The 16,746-nt window shown below is 66.4% G+C and carries 18 protein-coding genes and 1 other RNA gene; 2 read left to right on the forward strand and 17 right to left on the reverse strand.

Features of this window, described 5'->3' with window-relative positions; all coding sequences use genetic code 11:
• Position 1: 1 nt before the first annotated feature.
• The 11 genes from JAP66_RS22755 to JAP66_RS22805 form a co-directional block, all read right to left on the reverse strand.
• Positions 2-490, reverse strand: a complete 489-nt coding sequence (locus tag JAP66_RS22755; protein ID WP_199433860.1) for a hypothetical protein — start codon at positions 488-490, stop codon at positions 2-4.
• 16 nt (positions 491-506) lie between these two features.
• The gene (locus JAP66_RS22760; protein WP_199433861.1) at positions 507-770 is read right to left on the reverse strand and encodes a hypothetical protein; all 264 of its coding nucleotides are present in this window, start codon (positions 768-770) and stop codon (positions 507-509) included.
• A gap of 560 nt (positions 771-1,330) precedes the next feature.
• The gene (locus JAP66_RS22765; protein WP_199433862.1) at positions 1,331-2,200 is read right to left on the reverse strand and encodes an SCO6745 family protein; all 870 of its coding nucleotides are present in this window, start codon (positions 2,198-2,200) and stop codon (positions 1,331-1,333) included.
• A 351-nt stretch (positions 2,201-2,551) separates the two neighbouring features.
• Positions 2,552-3,790: a tyrosine-type recombinase/integrase gene (locus JAP66_RS22770; RefSeq protein ID WP_199433863.1), complete on the reverse strand. Its 1,239-nt coding sequence runs from the start codon at positions 3,788-3,790 to the stop codon at positions 2,552-2,554.
• Between the two features lie 37 nt (positions 3,791-3,827).
• Complete coding sequence (locus tag JAP66_RS22775; RefSeq protein ID WP_199433864.1) at positions 3,828-3,998, reverse strand: helix-turn-helix transcriptional regulator; 171 nt, start codon at positions 3,996-3,998, stop codon at positions 3,828-3,830.
• 32 nt (positions 3,999-4,030) lie between these two features.
• On the reverse strand, positions 4,031-5,650 hold the full coding sequence (locus JAP66_RS22780; protein ID WP_199433865.1) for a replication initiator: 1,620 nt from the start codon (positions 5,648-5,650) through the stop codon (positions 4,031-4,033).
• Positions 5,650-6,045 carry a hypothetical protein gene (locus JAP66_RS22785; RefSeq protein ID WP_199433866.1) on the reverse strand — a complete coding sequence of 132 codons (396 nt, stop codon included), beginning with the start codon at positions 6,043-6,045 and terminating at the stop codon, positions 5,650-5,652. The genes JAP66_RS22780 and JAP66_RS22785 overlap by 1 nt, the downstream gene beginning before the upstream one ends.
• Positions 6,042-7,544: an FtsK/SpoIIIE domain-containing protein gene (locus JAP66_RS22790; protein WP_199433867.1), complete on the reverse strand. Its 1,503-nt coding sequence runs from the start codon at positions 7,542-7,544 to the stop codon at positions 6,042-6,044. Before JAP66_RS22790 ends, JAP66_RS22785 begins: the two co-directional genes overlap by 4 nt.
• A gap of 348 nt (positions 7,545-7,892) precedes the next feature.
• Positions 7,893-8,132, reverse strand: coding sequence for an AMED_5909 family protein (locus tag JAP66_RS22795; RefSeq protein WP_307849686.1), 240 nt, complete (start codon positions 8,130-8,132; stop codon positions 7,893-7,895).
• A 33-nt stretch (positions 8,133-8,165) separates the two neighbouring features.
• Complete coding sequence (locus tag JAP66_RS22800) at positions 8,166-8,486, reverse strand: hypothetical protein (RefSeq protein WP_199433868.1); 321 nt, start codon at positions 8,484-8,486, stop codon at positions 8,166-8,168.
• A 25-nt stretch (positions 8,487-8,511) separates the two neighbouring features.
• Positions 8,512-8,988, reverse strand: coding sequence for a hypothetical protein (locus JAP66_RS22805; protein WP_199433869.1), 477 nt, complete (start codon positions 8,986-8,988; stop codon positions 8,512-8,514).
• A 204-nt stretch (positions 8,989-9,192) separates the two neighbouring features.
• On the opposite strand from JAP66_RS22805, the gene JAP66_RS22810 reads away from it, so the two are divergent.
• Positions 9,193-10,074: a DUF5919 domain-containing protein gene (locus tag JAP66_RS22810; protein WP_199433870.1), complete on the forward strand. Its 882-nt coding sequence runs from the start codon at positions 9,193-9,195 to the stop codon at positions 10,072-10,074.
• A complete protein-coding gene (locus JAP66_RS22815) occupies positions 10,071-10,901 on the forward strand; it encodes an inositol monophosphatase family protein (RefSeq protein ID WP_199433871.1) in 831 nt (276 codons plus the stop codon). Before JAP66_RS22810 ends, JAP66_RS22815 begins: the two co-directional genes overlap by 4 nt.
• On the opposite strand, the gene JAP66_RS22820 is transcribed toward JAP66_RS22815, so the two are convergent.
• The 6 genes from JAP66_RS22820 to JAP66_RS22845 all read right to left on the reverse strand — a co-directional run bounded on the left by JAP66_RS22820 (position 10,862) and on the right by JAP66_RS22845 (position 16,743).
• Complete coding sequence (locus tag JAP66_RS22820) at positions 10,862-12,607, reverse strand: ABC-three component system protein (protein WP_199433872.1); 1,746 nt, start codon at positions 12,605-12,607, stop codon at positions 10,862-10,864. The two genes, JAP66_RS22815 and JAP66_RS22820, sit on opposite strands and share 40 nt — an antisense overlap.
• Entirely contained in the window at positions 12,582-12,851 is a 270-nt protein-coding gene (locus tag JAP66_RS22825) for an ABC-three component system middle component 6 (protein WP_199433873.1), read from the reverse strand. The genes JAP66_RS22820 and JAP66_RS22825 overlap by 26 nt, the downstream gene beginning before the upstream one ends.
• Positions 12,848-13,807, reverse strand: coding sequence for an ABC-three component system protein (locus JAP66_RS22830; protein WP_199433874.1), 960 nt, complete (start codon positions 13,805-13,807; stop codon positions 12,848-12,850). Before JAP66_RS22830 ends, JAP66_RS22825 begins: the two co-directional genes overlap by 4 nt.
• Positions 13,808-14,441: 634 nt before the next feature.
• An RNA gene (gene rnpB / locus JAP66_RS22835) (RNase P RNA component class A) lies at positions 14,442-14,841 on the reverse strand.
• A gap of 52 nt (positions 14,842-14,893) precedes the next feature.
• Positions 14,894-16,009, reverse strand: a complete 1,116-nt coding sequence (locus JAP66_RS22840; protein WP_199433875.1) for a bifunctional RNase H/acid phosphatase — start codon at positions 16,007-16,009, stop codon at positions 14,894-14,896.
• A complete protein-coding gene (locus JAP66_RS22845; RefSeq protein WP_199433876.1) occupies positions 16,006-16,743 on the reverse strand; it encodes a zinc ribbon domain-containing protein in 738 nt (245 codons plus the stop codon). Before JAP66_RS22845 ends, JAP66_RS22840 begins: the two co-directional genes overlap by 4 nt.
• Positions 16,744-16,746 lie beyond the last annotated feature (3 nt).

A 16,746-nucleotide genomic window follows, 5' to 3' on the forward strand; every position in this document is an offset into this window, starting at 1 on the left:
ACTACCTCCCGACCGACGCCGGAGAACGGCGGCGGTGCGCTCGTGCTGTGCTCGTACCGGCCCCCGGTGGGGGCACCGCGTTGTCTCGTGCCGGGGTGCGGGACTGCCGCCCGCGCCGGTCTTTCGGCCGTGGCCGCTCGGCTCTCACCCGGATCTTGCTGGCGCTCACCGCCCCTCCGGTTCCGTTCGTCCGCTCGCGCGGTGCGTACAGCTCGCGTGCCCACATGGTGAAGACCGCGCTCAGCGGCCGTTCGTGGCTGATCTTGGCCGTGATGAGGCGGGTCAGTGCGATCGTGGCGACGAAGGCCCAGGCCGTGGAGAAGAAGCCGAAGCCGATGCCGAGCTGGCGCTCGATCCCGAGGACCACCAGGAACATCGGGATGCCGACGCCCCAGGCCACGTAGCGGGCTCGCCACGGGAAGGTGGCCTTCGGCGGGCCGAGCCAGACCGCGTCGACCCGGTAGACCTCGTCATCGGTTCGAATGCGCACTGCAGCGTTTCCTGTGTCAGCCGGTGAACAAGCCGGCGATCCATTCGCCGACGTCGACACCGAGGCCACTGACTGCGAGGCCGATGATCGCCAGTGCGATCACCACGCCTGCCAGCCTGCGCATCACGCCGGCGTTGTCGCCCTTGCCGCCGCCCAGCCAGAGCAGCAGCAGCGCGACGGCGAGCAGTACCAGCGGAACAATGTTGTCGAGCAACCAGGTACGGACATTGCCCGTGTTGAGCTCGCCTTGCGCCAGTGCCGCAAGCGTCATCGTGGTCATCGCATACTCCCGAGTGCGCGGAGCGTGGTGCGGGACGCACCGGTGTGCGCTCCGCGGAGGTTCCAGCACTTGCCGTGTTCGAATAACATCATGGCGTCACGACATGTGGCGGTCAAAGGTCTCGCGCCGCCACGGACGTGTCCGCCCGGCCCACTGCAAGGCAAGTTTCACTGAAACTCGTCCCGCCTTCCATCATCGCCGTTACGGCCTCCAGGATTAACCCTGCCCACCCGTATTTCCTAGTGTGCGCACGGACTCACTCACATGCGTTGATCCTTCTCACCGTGGGTGCGGGGTCTCACCCGTCGACGATGGCGATAACAGTGAACCATGCCCCGTTCGGAGTCATCCTTGACATCCACGCAGTGACCGTGGCCGGGACGACCCGCGCCAGTGAAGCTCAGCCGAAGGAGCGATTGCGGTCACGACGCGTTCATCATGGCCCCGTGAATCATACACGTTGGGTAACCGTTCCCCCGTTGTGGGGTTTTTGCCGCCAGCACCCCTCGTGAGTGCGTACACGAGTTCTAACTCGTCTGCGCACTCACGAGGCGACGCTGCTACTTGGCTCCGGCGAACACCCCGGCCGGGAACGCGCCCGCGGCGACCGCCGCCCGGCTGAACTCCTTCCCGAGCTCCCGCACGCGGGCGGCCTTCGCCGCGCCCAGCCGTTGCCATGGGCCCGCAGCCGCGGCGTTCGTCTCGTCCTCGATGCGCTCCCGCTCCCGTTTGCCCTGTTCGGTGAGCGCGCCCGAGGCATCGAGGGTGCCCCGCTCGCGCAGGCCCTCGACGGCCGCCGCCCACTGCTCGCCGGTCCAGCCCCGCGTCCTCCTCGCCATCTCCTCGACGAAGCCCTGCCCGGTCGCGGTGTGCGCGACGAGCGCGGGCAGGCCGTCGAACCCGTGGTTCACCAGCACGGCGATGTGGCCGTCACCGCGGAACTCGCGCAGCAGCGTCACCGCGTGCCACAGCACGAGGACCGGCTCGGCGGGCCAGTCGAGCGCGGCGTGCGCGGCGTAGAGAGGGCGGCCCTCCGGGATGCAGGCCAGCGCCGCCTCGCGAGTGAGCTCGGCGAGCTCGGCCAGCGAGTCCGATGCGACGGCCTCGTCCCCGAGCAGGCGGCGCAGCGCCGCCTCGGCGGCCTCGAAACGGGCGTCCAGGATGCGCTCCGGTGCCGCCAGCGTCCATGCGCGTGGCACGTGCCTGGCGATCAGCTCGGGGCTGAAGTTGTAGAACGTGGCGGCGACGACGCCGGAGCTCACCGCGCCGAGCGGCGCGGCCCGGCCGGCGAAGTAGCACATGCGCCCGCGGTCGAGTCCGAGAGCGGTGAGCGACCGCTCGGTCTCGGGGACGAAGTAGATCATGGAGTGCAGCGATTCGAGCGCCCGGTGGCAGCGCGCGGCGACGGTGCGAGCTTCTTCGTTGTCCATGAGCGGTGACCCTATCGAGTGGTACGGCGGCGGCCGGTAAATCCGCGCCGCTACCGGCCGGCCGGCACCAGGTGGATGCCGCGTACCGCAGGGCGACCCACACGGAGCCGGGACGCAGGTCCGGTGGGACGTCGACGACCGTTCCCCGGTCGCCGCGATACTGGCCGCTCGTCCCGTCCGCGTGTGCGGGAGAACGGGCGGCCACTGCCGACCGGGTGCTCACGGCGTGCGTACGTCCGCACGCGACCAGGTGCTCGCCGAGGTCGACCGGGTGGTGGACGAGCTGGCATGTAAGCCGGATTCTCGCGAGAAACCCGCCTTGACCAGCCGTTTTCCGGTTCCAGGCCGTCATCAGGCCGTCTCCAGGCCGCCAGTGGCCGCCGGGCCGTCCTCGCCGCCACCCCACTCCCGGTCGATCGCCCGCCGCGTCCGCTCCGCGCTGGACGGCATCAGGTGCGTGTAGGTCCGCAGCGTGAAGCCGGGATCGGTGTGCCCGAGATACTCCGACAGCGCCTTGATCGACTCGCCCGCGTCCAGCAGCACCGACGCGTAGTGGTGCCGCAGCGCGTGCATGCCGTCCTCGCGCGTGGCGTTGACGATGCCCGCCCCCTCCCGCGCCTTGTGCCAGGTCCGCTCCCCGAAGCTCCGCCGGTTCACCGGCCGCCCTTGGGCCGAGGTCACCACCAGCTCGACCGTGGTCGGCTCCCCGTCGGGATCGCCCCACGGCAGCGTGACCGCGACCGGCGGGAACCGCTGCATGTGGTCGTCGAGGAGGCGCAGCAGCCCATGCGAGAGCGGAACCTCGCGGGTCTTGCCCCGTTTGGGCAGCGCGAAGACGAGCGTGCCCCGCACCTCGCGGACCTGGCGGACGACCCGCAGCACCATCTCCTCACGGTCGATCGCGTCCACGCCGAGGCCGAACACCTCGCCCTGCCGCAGCCCGCAGCCCGCGCCGACCGGCACGATGATCTTGTAGCGGTCGGGCAACGCCAGCCGGACCTTCTTCACCACCGCCCGCGTCCAGGGCACGATCTTGCGCTGACCGACCTTCGGCCGCGTGACCGAACGCGCATGGCACGGGTTCGATGTGATCAACCGGTCATCCACCGCCGCCGTGAAGATCGCCGACAGGTGCGCGAAGCACACCGCCTGATAGCCCTGCGACTTCTTCGCCTGCTGCATCCACCGCAGCCAGCCGCGAACGTCGGTCGGCCGAATGGAGCCGATCGGCCAGTCACCGAAGTACGGGTAGATCATCGAGTTGAGCCGGACCTCCGTCGCCTGCCGACTCGTCTCCTCGAAGGTCTGCCCCTCCAGCCACCGCGCGGCGAACACCCGGAACCGCTCCTTGCCCGCGTCCGGATCGACATAGTTCCCGCTCCGCAGGTCGCCCTCGACCTCGCGCAGGAAGTCCTCGGCCTGCCTACGACACTTGTCCGGGAACGCCTTCGACCGCTCCTTGCCGTCCGGATCGACGTAGCGGACCTTGTAGCGCATCCCCGTGCCGTGCAGGCTCGTCTTGACACGGACCACCTTGCCCGTGCCCGAATCGACCGCCTTCCGGTACCAACGGTCTTGAACGTGCCCCATTGCCAGACTTCTCCCAGTTCCCGAGTTGCCGAAGAGTTCAGGCGGCCCGATCCGCCACCCAGCGCCGCACGGCGTCCGGGTCGTAGCGGAGGTGGCGGCCGATCTTGCGTACGGGCGGGCCTTCGCCACGCCATTTCCACTGGTAGAGCGTCTTGACCGGAATCCCGAGGTAGTCCGAGACCTCCTCGACCGACCACAACCGACGCATATCCCGCACCTGGCCCATCGCTCCCCCTTCGTTCAGGCCGCCTGCCGAATTGCCGAAGTTTCCGGCCCGTTGCCCGGTGGTCCCTGTGCGGCGAGTAGTGCCCGGTCGTACTCGGCCCGCCAGGAGATGCGTTCCGCGATCGCCCGCATGAGCAGGTGCGTCCGGGGTGGGACGTGCTGGTCGCCGGGCGCGACCTTGCGCCAGATCAGCCGGGAGGCGTCCTGCTCCGGTTTCTCGATGCCGACGGCGGCGAGCATGTCCCGCACAAACGCCTTGCGGTCCGCCTTGTGATCAGCCAGCGACTTCCCGGACCACTTCCGGGACACGAGCACCCGCCGCCCCGGTAGTCCCAATGTCGTGCGGCGATGGGCGCGGCCTTTGCAGTGCCCCGGGGTGGTCTTCGAGGTGACACCCAACGGCTGGATGCCGTAGAGCAGCCACACCGCGCACCGGGTCGAGCACGGCGTGATCGCCAACTCGGCGTGGAGGCGGTCGTGGTGCTCCCGCTGCCGATGACTGGCCGCTTCGATGACGTCGCCGGTGGCTTTGGTGAGGTACTTGGTCAGGTAGCCGATGTGCCGCCCGGCCTCTTCGGTGCCGCCGAGGATGCCCTTGGAGTGCACCTGCCGCCCGAAGGTCACCACGTGCGCGGGTTCCTCGACCTGCTCGACGGCGTCATGCCACTCAGTCAGCGGCTCCCGGGTGTCCGGGTCCACGAAACCCTTCGTGCGCGCGTCCCAGACGGGCAGCCGCTCGCCGTCGTAGACGAGCCGGTCATGGTGCGGCCACCACACCTGGTGATAGGTGGCTGCAGTGACCTGGCGGATGACCTCGTGCGGCACCGAGCCCCGGATCGCGGTGTGCAGGTGCGGGGCCGTCCGGCGCTGGGGTTCGACGGTGGCGAAGTACTGCACGTCCCAGCCGACGACGCGGCGCAGGTTCTGCCACCACCGATCCACCAGCGCCGAGAAGTGCACCGCATCCCGCGCCGCCCGCCGATAGTCATAGGCATCGGGATCGACCGGGGTGCCGTCGTCGCGGACCCGGCCGTAGGTGTCCAGGGTCAGGGTGACGAACATCGACGGCCGGAACCTCCCCGCGTACTCCCGGCCCACCGTGGTCTTGGCGACCTTGCGACGGGGCAGGTTCGGGGCGTCCTGCCGCCGCCGGGTGGAGCGCTTGGCCGGCTTGTTCGTGGGCAGCTCCGGCGAGGGCAGCCGACCCCGCATCCCCAGCGCCCGCAGCTCCTCGTCCACGCCCCGGATCTCCTCCCGCAGCTCCTCCGCGTCACAGGGCCGCCCCTCGGTCTCGGCCTGGCGGTAGGAGCGGATGAGGTCCGCGCGGTACTCGCACAGTTGGGTCTGCTGCTCGCTCGGGGGTTCGGGGGTGAAGTCGGGTTCCTCGCTCAGGTGCCAGCCCTCGCGGCACTGCGCCATCCGCAGCGCCTTCGCCTTCTTCGCGCACGGGAGGCAGACGCTGTCGACGGTGGAGCCGCAGGGCACGGCGACGTAGCGGAGTTCACCGGTGTCCGGATCGCCGACCTCCATCGTGAACGGCCGCACGCACACGCCGTGTTTCTCGGCGGTGACCTGAACGACGTCATTCGCCATCGGGGTCCGCATCCGCTGTGCCCGCGTGGTCTTGTCGGTCATCAGGCCGCCACCCCCTTTGACGCCGCCCAGCCGTGCAGCGCCGCCACCGCCACCTCCTGCTCCACGGCAATCGGCAGGTCCGGAAACGTCACCGCGTCGAACCGCACTGCGCCCCAGGCGTGCACCACCAGCCCGGAGGCCAGCCGACCCACCACCGTGAGCAGGACCCGCTTGCCGTCTGAGGTGCGGACGATCTCGGCCGTGGGGCCGTGGAGGGTGCGCGCCCACGCCACGAGTTCCCCGGCGAGTTCGGGGAGGTCGAGGCCCGCGAGCTGTACTTGGACGCAGCCCTTCCACACCGCCGCCGACACCCCCACCGGGGCCGGGAGCCGGTGCGCGATCAGGTGCGTCCGGATCGTGTCCAGGTAGACGATCAGCTCATCGCTGGTTCTCACGCCACCGCACCCCCATTCCGCTCGTCACGGCTTCGGTCCGGGAAGCTCAGGACTTCCGCGCGCTGGACGGGAACGCCGGTGACGTAGCCGACCAGGGTGTCGAGGTCGGTGTCGGTGACGTGGAACGCGCGAGCCCGGAACGGCTCCCGGCGGCCCTCCTCCTTGGCCCACGCGACACCGGGGGTGTGTTCGTTGATCTCGTGCGCGGTGGCTCCGCGTTCGCGGACGCCGTCGCCGAGGACCATGTCCACCTGCGCCTTCTCATCCAGCCGCATGGCGATGCGGGTGGAGAACAGGTGCCGGAAAGCGACGACCTCCTTGCGCGGGTCCTGCACCAACCCGAGCACGCACACCCCAGGTGCCCGGCCCTGGCTGGTGATCGCCTGCACCGCCCTCGCCGCGCGCTCCCGAAGCTGCTTGTCGGTCTGGTAGGCGATCACGTCGGCCAGCTCATCGATCACCAGCAGCAGGAACGGATCACCCGTGCCCGGATGCCATGCACGCAACCGCCCCCGGTAACTGGTGGCCCGCTCCTTGACGGTCTCGGCGATCTCTTCCAGCAGCGCGACGGCATCGGGGCCGTTGTCGAACACCACCCGGTGAAACACCTCCGGGGCCTGCCCGAGCTCCATCCCGCCCTTCGGATCAATCCCACAGAGCTGGACCCGGCCGGTGCGGATCAGCGGTGCCAGCGCCCAGATCACCGACCACAGCAGCGAGCCCTTCCCCGCACCCGACACACCGACGGTCAGCAGGTGGGTGCCCAGCAGCCGCAGCCGCCACGGCTTCCCGGTCTCCGTGCGGCCCACGGTGATCCGCCTGAGGTCCACGGACTCGGCGTCCTCGGTCAACGCAGGCACGCTGATCGCGCCGACGAGCGGGTCCCGGTGCACCAGATCCAGTTCCAGGCGGCCCGGTTTGCGGACCCGCACGCGGCAGGACTGCGCCTTGAACGAGTGGGCGAGGCCGGAGGCATGCAGCTCCCACTGCTCCGGGGCCTGGCCCTTCACCATCCGCACCCGGACCCGGTCACGCCAGCCCTCCGAGCGCACCCGGCCCAGCTTCGGCCGGTACTCCTTACCCCGCGAGGTCTTCGTCAGGTCTGACAGCCGCATCACCGTGCGCCACTGACACGCATAGACAGAGAACCGCCGGTACTCCGTGCGCGCCTGCGGCACGACGAAGCGGCGGAACGTGTCGCGGTGCAGCCACCACCACAACCCCAGCGCCACGGCCACGCCGAGCGCGGTGAACGCTAACGGCCACGGACCGAACGCGCCGTAGCACCAGCCGACCAGCGCCGCCACGGCCAGCGTCAGCGGATACCGCGACAGGATGCGGCCGAGCTGCACCAGCAGCCAGCACACCACGAACACCAGCAAGAACGGGGACAGGATCGCCTTGACCCAGCCCGGCAGCAGCGTCCACCACGGCAGCCGGGGGCGGGCGACTTCCAGTGGGGCCGGATCAATCCAGCCCGAACGGTAGGCACGGCTCATCGGGCTTCACCCCGCACCCGCTCCCGCGCAACCGTCGGGACGTCCAGGGGCAGGCGACCGGCGCAAGCCGCGCACTCGCGATCCCCGGGCGCCAGCCGGGCGAAACGTTGACAGGTGCCACAGCGCATCCGGGTGACCCCGGTTGACACCGAAGGCTTCTCGTTGTCTATCGTTACCAATGTCTACTCCGTCTGGTGTGGACAGCGCAGAAGCGGCAAAAGGTTGGTAGCCAAGGAACCGCTTCTGCGCCTTACGAACACAGATCACCGCAACAGGACGTGCTTCATCGCCGCACGACCCAGCTTGCGTTTTCTCTACAGTGGATTGTTGTTTTTCGGGCGTGTAGGGCTATTTCCGTTGGGTCAGTGCTTCGGCTTTGCGTCGCTCCCGACCGGCCCAGTACAGCGCCTCGTGGTGGTGGCCCCGGTCGATTTCCGCGATCTCGGCGTACACCCGCGAACTGCGCTGGTAGTACTCCCGCCACGCCGCCACCGGATCGGCCTCGCCAGGTCGCAGCGCGGTCAGTGCCTCGTGGGCCTGCATCAACGTGCGGGCTTGCCGGGCGAGCCGCCACCTGTCCTCATTCACCGTGTCACCTCCTTTCGTGTGTGTGAGGGGTTGTCATCCGCGTCGCCGGATGCCTGCCCGGTCGGGCGGCCGAACCGAGGAGACACCGCAGTTGCGGGCAGCCGAGCGGGCCTGCCAGTCGCGGGCCTGTTCCTCGAAGGCTTGGGCGGCCGATTCCAGACCGGCCAGCATCCACCACGGCAGGTCGCGGTTACCGGCGATGCTGCGCCAGGCGGCCGCGACGGCCCAGGAGGCCGAAGCCATGTCCTGAGCCGTCGCCGCGTCCACCTCCCTCGTGCGGGCAACCAGGTCCGAGGTCGCGCCGTAGTGGCGGTAAGCCTCTTCCCACGCCCGGACCTGCTTTTTGGTCACCATCGCTACATCTCCACGCGCCGAGCCGTCATGCGGCCTTGGCCGTGGACTCGGCCGGAGCCGCCGCACCGGACGACTTGCCGGACTGGCCCGAACGCCCACCGCTGGACGCCGGTGTCTTGAACCCGGTCGCGCGGAAGACGTAGGACTGGTACTTGAACTCGCCGTTCCCGGCCACCCTCGGCTCGGCCGTCAGGCCCTCCAGCTCGATCGGCCGCATCCCCGGCAGCGCCTCCGTCGTGGTGGGCACCGGCTGCACATCGGCCAACAGCGTTACCTCATACGAGGCGCGCTTGGCGTTGGTCTGGCTCGGGTCGGTGACCGCCACCTTCCACTGCCGCTTGCCGGTGGTCTCATCCACCCGCTGCCGCGCGGGCTTGCCCATCGCCTTGTCCTCGCGCGACTGATACTCCGTGTCAGGCGACACCTCGCCGACCATCACCAGGCCCTGCGGGAACGCGTCATCGAACTCGATCGGGAATCGGTACCCCTTGGGGATCGCCATCGCGTCGTAACCCTTTCCTATAGTTTCCGTTTCGTGGGTCCGCCCTCTGTCGGCGGCACACCCCCACTGTCGGCCGGATGGCGGTCCCGTCACGACACCGTGCGTGTCGCATCTAAAACTTCCCGCACTCATCGAGTCTCGTCTGTGTCTCGTCTCGGTGGTAGGGTCGTCGCGCGACCGACCACAACCGGGGGAGACACAGCGATGGCGGACAAGCCGATCGTGCTGAAGGTGCTGCTACGGCAGCGGCACCTGCAAGGGCACCGCGCGTTCTGCAAGGAATACGACAAACTGGCCAAACAAATGGACAGCGAGCTGGTCGGGAGCTGGCCGAGCAAGGCGCAGTTCTACCGCTGGCTCGCCCGTGACCTACAAGGTCTGCCCTACGCCCATCACTGCCGCATCCTGGAAGCGATGTTCCCCGGCTGGACCGCCGATCAGCTCTTTCAGGAACACACGGGCGGTATCGAGTTCGTCCCCGAGCCACCCACCAAGGACACCACCCCGGCCGCCGCGAAACCCGCGCTACCCAGCCCGCAGGGCATGGCCGACGTGACCGCCGTGTTCCCCAGCCGGCCCGCCTTCTCCCACGAGATCCCGCCACACAAGCTGTTCGACCACGCCGAGAAAATCAGCATGGTCGGCCTCTCGCTCAACCTGCTGTGCCAGAGCTACCCCGACAAGGCCCTACTCGACCTGCTGGAAACCGGCACCGTGGTCGAATGCCTGTTCCTCGACCCGAACGGCCGCTACATCAAGGAGCGCGAGCAGGAGGAGTCCCACCCCGAGGGGGTCCTCTCCACCCTCACCACGCTGAACATCCAGACGTTGCAGCGGTTGCAGGGCAAGCTCTCACCCGAGGCGCGCGAGAACCTGCGCATCCGGGTCTACGACGAGCCGGTCCGGTTCAACATCACCGTCATCGACGACACCACCTGCGTCATCCAGCCCTACCTGCCCGACGCGCGCGGGGTCGAGTCCCCCACCCTCGTGGCCGAGAAGCAGCCCGGCGCACCCGGCCTGTACGACACCTTCGCCCAGGTCCTGGAATCCATGTGGGCACGCAGCAAGGAGATCACCACGTGAAAGACCTGGACACCCTCCTCGCCACCGCCCAGGACGCCGCCGCCATCGGCGCCAAACTCATGACCACCCAAGCCCCCGGCACCGTCCAGGCCAAAGGCGACCGCGACTACGTCACCGAACTCGACGTGCGCATCCAGCACCAGATCCGCGACCACCTCGCCCGCGCCACCCCCGATATCGACTTCCTCGGCGAAGAAGAAGGCGGTGGCACCATCGATGAAAGCACCGACTACGTATGGGCGCTCGACCCCATCGACGGCACCTCCAACTTCGCCCACGGCATCCCCCTCTGCGCCACCTCACTCGCCCTCGTGCACCGCGGAGAGCCGGTCGTCGGCGTCATCATCGCCCCATTCCTCGACCTGCACTACCACGCCGTCAAAGGCGGCGGCGCCTACTGCAATGGCGAGCGCATCCACGCCAGCGAAACGACCGACCTCAGCCGCGCTATCGTGTCCATCGGTGACTACGCCACCGGCCCCGCGGCGGCCGAAAAGAACGAACGCCGCTTCGCTGTCACCCGCGCCCTGGCCGAGAACGTCGAGCGCGTCCGCATGTTCGGCGCCGCCTCCCTCGACCTAGCCTGGGTCGCCCACGGCCGCACCGACGCCTGCGTCATCCTCAGCAACAAACCCTGGGACATGGCAGCCGGAGTACTAACCGCCCAAGAATCTGCAGCACTCGTAACTGATGCCCATGGCCAACCCTATGAACTCACGTCTCGCGAGACAATTGGCACCAATTACGCGTTAACGAGTCAGCTCAAAGACGTTTGCGGAGCACCGATCTACGAGAACCTGAATCCAAATAGTCCGCCGTCTTCGTAAACGTCTGTAAGTCGCGGCGAAATCACGGAATCTTGCAACTCGACTCCCTTCGCTCCAGCCTTCGCCAAATCATCCGAGTTTATCGTCGCTATGTACTGCATTCCTTCAAAGTCCACCACTTCGCGAGCCAACTCAAGCGCCCGTGCAACCTGTCGCTCATCGACTCCATCAAATAGGTGGCTGTCATGCACCAGGAAATCGGGACCGCGACCGCCCCGCTTGGCCGTCACAGCGACAGTAAGATCGAAGCAAAACATCACCATATTGCCGATACCACGGCTATCTTGACTGTCGATATGGGGAACAACTCTCAATGCCGAACTCGTCGGTTCAATTTCCAAATAGGCTGACCTGCCAGGCCCGTACAACCGTACGGCATACTCCCTAAAGCGAACACTAATCTCGTCGATTATGCTGTCTCGCTCGACCAAGTCAGCGCGCATCTGCGATTCGACTTGCGCACGATCGGCTCTAATCTCTGATGCGCTCGCCTCCAAGGTTCTTGCTGCCTCGAATCGGTTTCGAAGAGACTCGAGGAGCGCTTGCTCCCTCGCAAAGGCCTGTTGCAAAGCCGTTAACGCGTCCAGAGCTCCACCCTCATTGAGCGTTTGGAGTAACCCAGCCTGTTCCTCACCAAGCGAGGCCCTTTCGGCCTCGCGGGCTGCCAAACGTTCACGAATAGCCGCCGCTTCCGCCTCCAAGTACGACCGGCGGTTCCTAACTACGGACGTGTGAAATTCACGAACTTCTTCGTAGCGACGTATGACCGCGCCGGGAAGACTTACACCCAGGTCCGCGTACACTTCCTCGAGATAGTCGATTTGTGGGTCCGAAACGTCCTCCATGGCAGCGTCGAAGTCGAGCAGATTTCGTCTATCTACGATATCTTCATTGCGCATCAGGCGAATTTGTTGGTTTATCTCATCCGCGCGCGCTTGAAGCCGCTCATACTCAGGCACGACCCGAAAATCAGCAATCTGACGTGCCAGCTCATTTACTCGCTGTTGCACGTCACTGATCTGTCCACGCAACTCGCTCGACCGACCGACAATTCGTCCCCAAACAGGGTCCTTCGCCGCCGAAGCAAGTTGCCGCCTAGTCGATTCTCGCGCTGCTAGATCACGATACCTACTGGCAAGTTGCCAATCCAACCCCAGCAGGTACGCGAGGTTCGTGCTAGCTTCAGCCAATGTCTGCTGCGGTGAAGTTCGAATTGCCTCGTTAAACGCACTGGATCCGATTCGCCGCATGTATAGCGAGAGCATCGCCCGTCCACTCACGCCGTTATGGTTCTCCGGAAGAGCGAAGAACTCTTCCTCGAGAAGGTATTGCCATTCAGCGAGCGATAACTTCCTAGGTTCCTCAGTGTTAACAAGACTGGTTGTTATGTCGGGGTCAATGTATATCTCTGACGGTTTACTCAGCGATCGATAAACGTGCAAGTTCTGCTCAGCCAGAGACGACCAGTCGAACTCCAACTCGAAGCTGAATTCCCGCAAGGCCTCTTTGCCAAGAAACGACCTGCGCCTCTCAAACCTAGCACCAAGCAAGAAGTGTAGAACTTCAACCAAAGATGACTTGCCTGCGCCGTTTCGAGTGTCAGTATCAGCAGAATCGCCCGTAGTATCCGCGACGATAAGGTTCAAACCCTCTTTGAAATTGACGCTTTTGAACCTCTCGTCATTTGCGCGAAGATGCCGAAGCATCGACACTCCTAACGGTTAGAAGTTCACCATCGAAATCGATAACTCCAAGACTAAATAACGTATCTAACGCAAGAGCGAACCACCAAAACGGAATAGGGGCACGATGGTCATTTTCCTCACGCCATTTCAAGAAACGATTCCACGCCTGACTTACAGTGACAGGAGAGTCAAGACACTTTGCTATTTGCCCTCCTACAGACAGCAAGGCGCGCTGCGGCGCAATCCCCTTTGTGGGAGCAATCATGCCGACTCCTTAACGCTACCTCGCGAGCCATTCAATTCCGGTGGCACGTTGTCAAAGATGTCACACGTTTCAAAGAAATATGCTAATATCGCCATAACTGCTCTACGGCGATTTAACGGCGCCGAGGCATTGCCGAGAACATAGAGTTCCAACTGCCACAGCACGTCGTCTGGATCGTCAAACTCGCCGCGTAGTCGTACAAACTCTTCGTGAAATCCTCGGGCAACTTCGTCTCGCTCCGTGATATCAACTCGTCCCGCGTAGTATGCTTCGATTTCGTTGCTGCGGACCATCATCCGGCGTAGATCATCTTTTACGTCATCGCTGAACTCGTTAAAATCCAGCTTCCGCCCGGATACAGCCAAAATATCATCTGGATTTTCAACGCGAAGCCTTTGAGAACGCAAATGGTCCAAAAGTGGTTCCAGCTCCTCGAGCGCGACGCCATACGTCAACTCTCGAACCGGCAGTTGCGTACCAAGAAGATCCTCGACCTCGGCGCGATCCAGTTTACAGACTTCATTTCTGAAGTGCTTCTGACCGAATTGCTCAAATTTCAGACCACTAAGACGGTTTCTTGCATCTGCCAGGCACTTTGAAACCGCAGGATGCATGCCACGTTGGTCGTTATGCACGAAAACAAATGTGTTAAACTGATCTTGCCGTTTCGAGCAAGCTTTGGCGAGATCGTCTTCGAACTTTTCCACAAGCTTTTTCGCGTCATACGTTTCCGGGGCATAACAAGCGTACAGCTTATTGCCGTAAAGCAACATGCCGTCACTGCCTTGGTCTCCGAGACTCCCGGCCGTACGCACATCCAGAAAACTGGGATCTCGCAGACACATTAGCTCATGAAAAAAGCTTTCGAAGGAATTTCCGTGTAGGTCAGACAGCCGCATTTTGATCAGAAACCGCACGGCTTGCCGCTCCATGAAATCGAGCGCCACGCTGTCCATCCTCCCCACCCGGTTATAGCGACCAATAGTCTTATCAAGTCCGTCCGTGCCGGTACAGCACTGTATGCGGAGTAGCACGTGCCTGCCCAACAAACCGTTGCGGAACTTGGCTCTATGGGATCAAGGCACGCCGCCGTTGGCGGCGCGCTCCCACCCCTCGCCTGACGTACGGGGCCGCATCCATCCCGGCACGGCGGGCTCCCGCTCCGCTCCGCCCGCCGACCGGGCGGCGCAGCCCGCGCACGGTGCTGGTGGCGCCGCGCGACGACGGCGCGCAGATCCGGGCAGAGCAAGGCCAGCCTCCTCATTGAACGTCGTAATGGCATGGTCGCGCATGCCGAACGACACGTTACGGAGCGCCTCCACTCCGACACCCGATCGTGACAACGGCCGGTGACACCGCGTCAAGAGCGCTACCGCGTCGCTGACGCGATCTACGACCCTTGACACGGCCTCACCGGCCGCGTGGGTGGCTGTGTGTCGAAACGGAGGCGGCAGTGTGGTCAGACCGCGCCAGGCCGTCTCAGGCCGTCAGAGGTCGAGCGGCGACGAGAAACCCGGAGAACTACCGAGATGTAACTCCGCAGGTCAGGAGCGATATCGCCCCCACGGAGGGAGGTCCGGAAGGGGGCGGTGGACGAGCTGGCATGTAAGCCGGATTCTGTCCCCGCGGCACCACGGTGCCGCGGTGGGCGGCCATCCATCTCGGCCTGCCGTCGCCGGCAGGCTCCAGCGGCCTACCCGCAGGCATCGGACGGGCAGCCCTCGAACGCCTGCGCAGGAGCCTCGGCTCCCTCTTGGCCTTGCTCCGGGTGGGGTTTACCGAGCCGCCCCGGTCACCCGGGACGCTGGTGGTCTCTTACACCACCGTTTCACCCTTACCTGGCCGATGCGGCCAGGCGGTCTGTTTTCTGTGGCACTTTCCCGCGGGTCACCCCGGGTTGCCGTTAACAACCACCCTGCCCTGTGGAGTCCGGACTTTCCTCGATACGGCCTCCTCGCGGATGCCGCGTCGCGGTCGCCCTGCCAACTCGTCCACCTCTGCCCAGGATACCGGCCGGTCCCGCCGACGTGCGCGGCCCAGGGTCAGCCGAGGTGCGAGATGTCGTTCACCAGGCGCACCGAGGCGTTGCCGTCGGGGTAGAAGTCCACGATCGACAGCGAGGCCAGGTCGAGGTGCAGCCGGAACAGCAGCGACGGACCGGCGGCGAGTCCCATCCGCAGCAGCGACTTGATCGGCGTGACGTGGCTGATCACGAGGACGGTCTCGCCGCCGTGGGCGGCGAACAACTCGTCCCGTGCCTCGCGCACACGGCGGTGGACCTCGTCGAAGCTCTCCCCGCCCGGCGGCCGTACCGAACTGTCCCCCAGCCACGACCGGTGCACCTCGGGATCGCGGGCGGCGGCCTCCGCGAACGTGAGCCCCTCCCACTCGCCGAAGTCGGTCTCCAGCAGCCCGGGGCTGGTGCGCACCTGCCCGCCGAGCGCGTCGGCCACCGCCTCCGCGGTCTGCCTCGTCCTCGTCAGCGGCGAGGCGACGATCGGCACCGCCGCACCGGCGGTGACCAGGCCGTCCATCGCAGCCAGCCGCTTCGCCGCGGCCTCCGCCTGCCACCGGCCGTGCTCGGTCAGCGCCACGTCGCCACGCCCCGAGTAGCGCCGGTCCACCGACATGTCGGTCTGCCCGTGCCGCAGCAGCAACAGCCGCGTCGGGGTTCCGGTCGCACCGGACCAGCCGGCCGGCGACGCGGTCTCCCGCCGGGGCGCGGGTTCCGGCTCCTCCTCCTCGGCACCCGCCTGGGTGTCCATCGCCTCGTTCGCCAGCCGGTCAGCGTGCGCGTTCTGCGCGCGGGGGATCCACTCGTAACGGATGCGCTCGAAGCCCGCGGCGAGGTCGCGCGCCCGCAGCGCGAGCGGTTGCAGCACCGCGTTCTTGATCTTCCACCGGCCGGACATCTGCTCGACGACCAGCTTCGAGTCCAGCCGGGCATCCACAGTGGACGCGCCAGCCTCGGCGGCGGCCTCCAGCCCGGCGATGAGGCCGCGGTACTCGGCGACGTTGTTCGTGGTGACGCCGAGTCCCGCACGGCGCTCGGCCAGCACCCGGCCGGTCGCCGCGTCCTTCACCACCGCGCCGTATCCGGCCGGGCCGGGGTTGCCCCGCGACCCGCCGTCCGCCTCGACGATCACATGCTCGGTCACAGACCCGACTCCAGAGTCCGCACGAGAATGGCGCCGCAGTTGTCGCACCGAACGACCTCGTCCTCGGGGGTCGCCTTGATCTCGGCGATCGTGCTGCGGTCGAGCTCGAGCTGGCAGGCCCCGCAGCGACGGGAGCGCAACAGCGCGGCACCGATGTTCTTCTGCGCCCGCACCCGCTCGTACAGCGCGAGCACGTCCTCCGGGAGGCGCGGCAGGAGCGCGGCGCGGTCGGCCTCCCGCCGGGACTGGGTGCCATCGAGGTCGGCGAGCGCCTCGTCGCGCCGCTTGGCGGCGTGCGCCATGTCCTGCTCGGCCTTGTCCACCTCGGCGCCGGTGCGCGCGGCGTCCAGCTCGGACGCCTCCTTGCGCTCCATCATCTCCAGCAGGTCGTCCTCCAGCGCGCGCTGCCTGCGCTCCAGCGTCGCGAGCTCGTGTTCGAGGTCGGTCAGCTGCTTGGCCGACACCGACCCGGACTCCATCAACTTGCGGTCCTTCTCCTCGCGGGCCCGCACCGATTCGACCTCGCGCTCCTGCCGCGCCACCTCGCGGTCGAGGTCGGAGATCGCGGTCTGCATGGACACCAGGGCGTCCCGGCGGTCCCGCAGAGTCCGCTCCGCCTCCGCGATCTCGGCCAGCTCGGGCAGGTTGCGGCGCTGGTGCGCCACCCGGGAGAGCTCGGCGTCGATCTTGGCGAGATCGAGCAACTGACGCTGGACGGCGGGATCTGCCTTCACTGG

Source organism: Qaidamihabitans albus (genome assembly GCF_016464705.1).
In the GTDB taxonomy this organism is placed as follows: Bacteria; Actinomycetota; Actinomycetes; order Mycobacteriales; family Pseudonocardiaceae; genus Qaidamihabitans; species Qaidamihabitans albus.

Coding starts and splice junctions, on each gene's coding strand:
- JAP66_RS22810 (WP_199433870.1), top strand. CDS start 9,193: ATGGCGGACAAGCCGATCGTGCTGAAGGTGCTGCTACGGCAGCGGCAC.
- JAP66_RS22790 (WP_199433867.1), bottom strand. CDS start 7,544: ATGAGCCGTGCCTACCGTTCGGGCTGGATTGATCCGGCCCCACTGGAA.
- JAP66_RS22825 (WP_199433873.1), bottom strand. CDS start 12,851: ATGATTGCTCCCACAAAGGGGATTGCGCCGCAGCGCGCCTTGCTGTCT.
- JAP66_RS22770 (WP_199433863.1), bottom strand. CDS start 3,790: ATGGGGCACGTTCAAGACCGTTGGTACCGGAAGGCGGTCGATTCGGGC.
- JAP66_RS22800 (WP_199433868.1), bottom strand. CDS start 8,486: ATGGTGACCAAAAAGCAGGTCCGGGCGTGGGAAGAGGCTTACCGCCAC.
- JAP66_RS22830 (WP_199433874.1), bottom strand. CDS start 13,807: ATGGACAGCGTGGCGCTCGATTTCATGGAGCGGCAAGCCGTGCGGTTT.
- JAP66_RS22805 (WP_199433869.1), bottom strand. CDS start 8,988: ATGGCGATCCCCAAGGGGTACCGATTCCCGATCGAGTTCGATGACGCG.
- JAP66_RS22765 (WP_199433862.1), bottom strand. CDS start 2,200: ATGGACAACGAAGAAGCTCGCACCGTCGCCGCGCGCTGCCACCGGGCG.
- JAP66_RS22775 (WP_199433864.1), bottom strand. CDS start 3,998: ATGCGTCGGTTGTGGTCGGTCGAGGAGGTCTCGGACTACCTCGGGATT.
- JAP66_RS22820 (WP_199433872.1), bottom strand. CDS start 12,607: ATGCTTCGGCATCTTCGCGCAAATGACGAGAGGTTCAAAAGCGTCAAT.
- JAP66_RS22760 (WP_199433861.1), bottom strand. CDS start 770: ATGACCACGATGACGCTTGCGGCACTGGCGCAAGGCGAGCTCAACACG.
- JAP66_RS22780 (WP_199433865.1), bottom strand. CDS start 5,650: ATGACCGACAAGACCACGCGGGCACAGCGGATGCGGACCCCGATGGCG.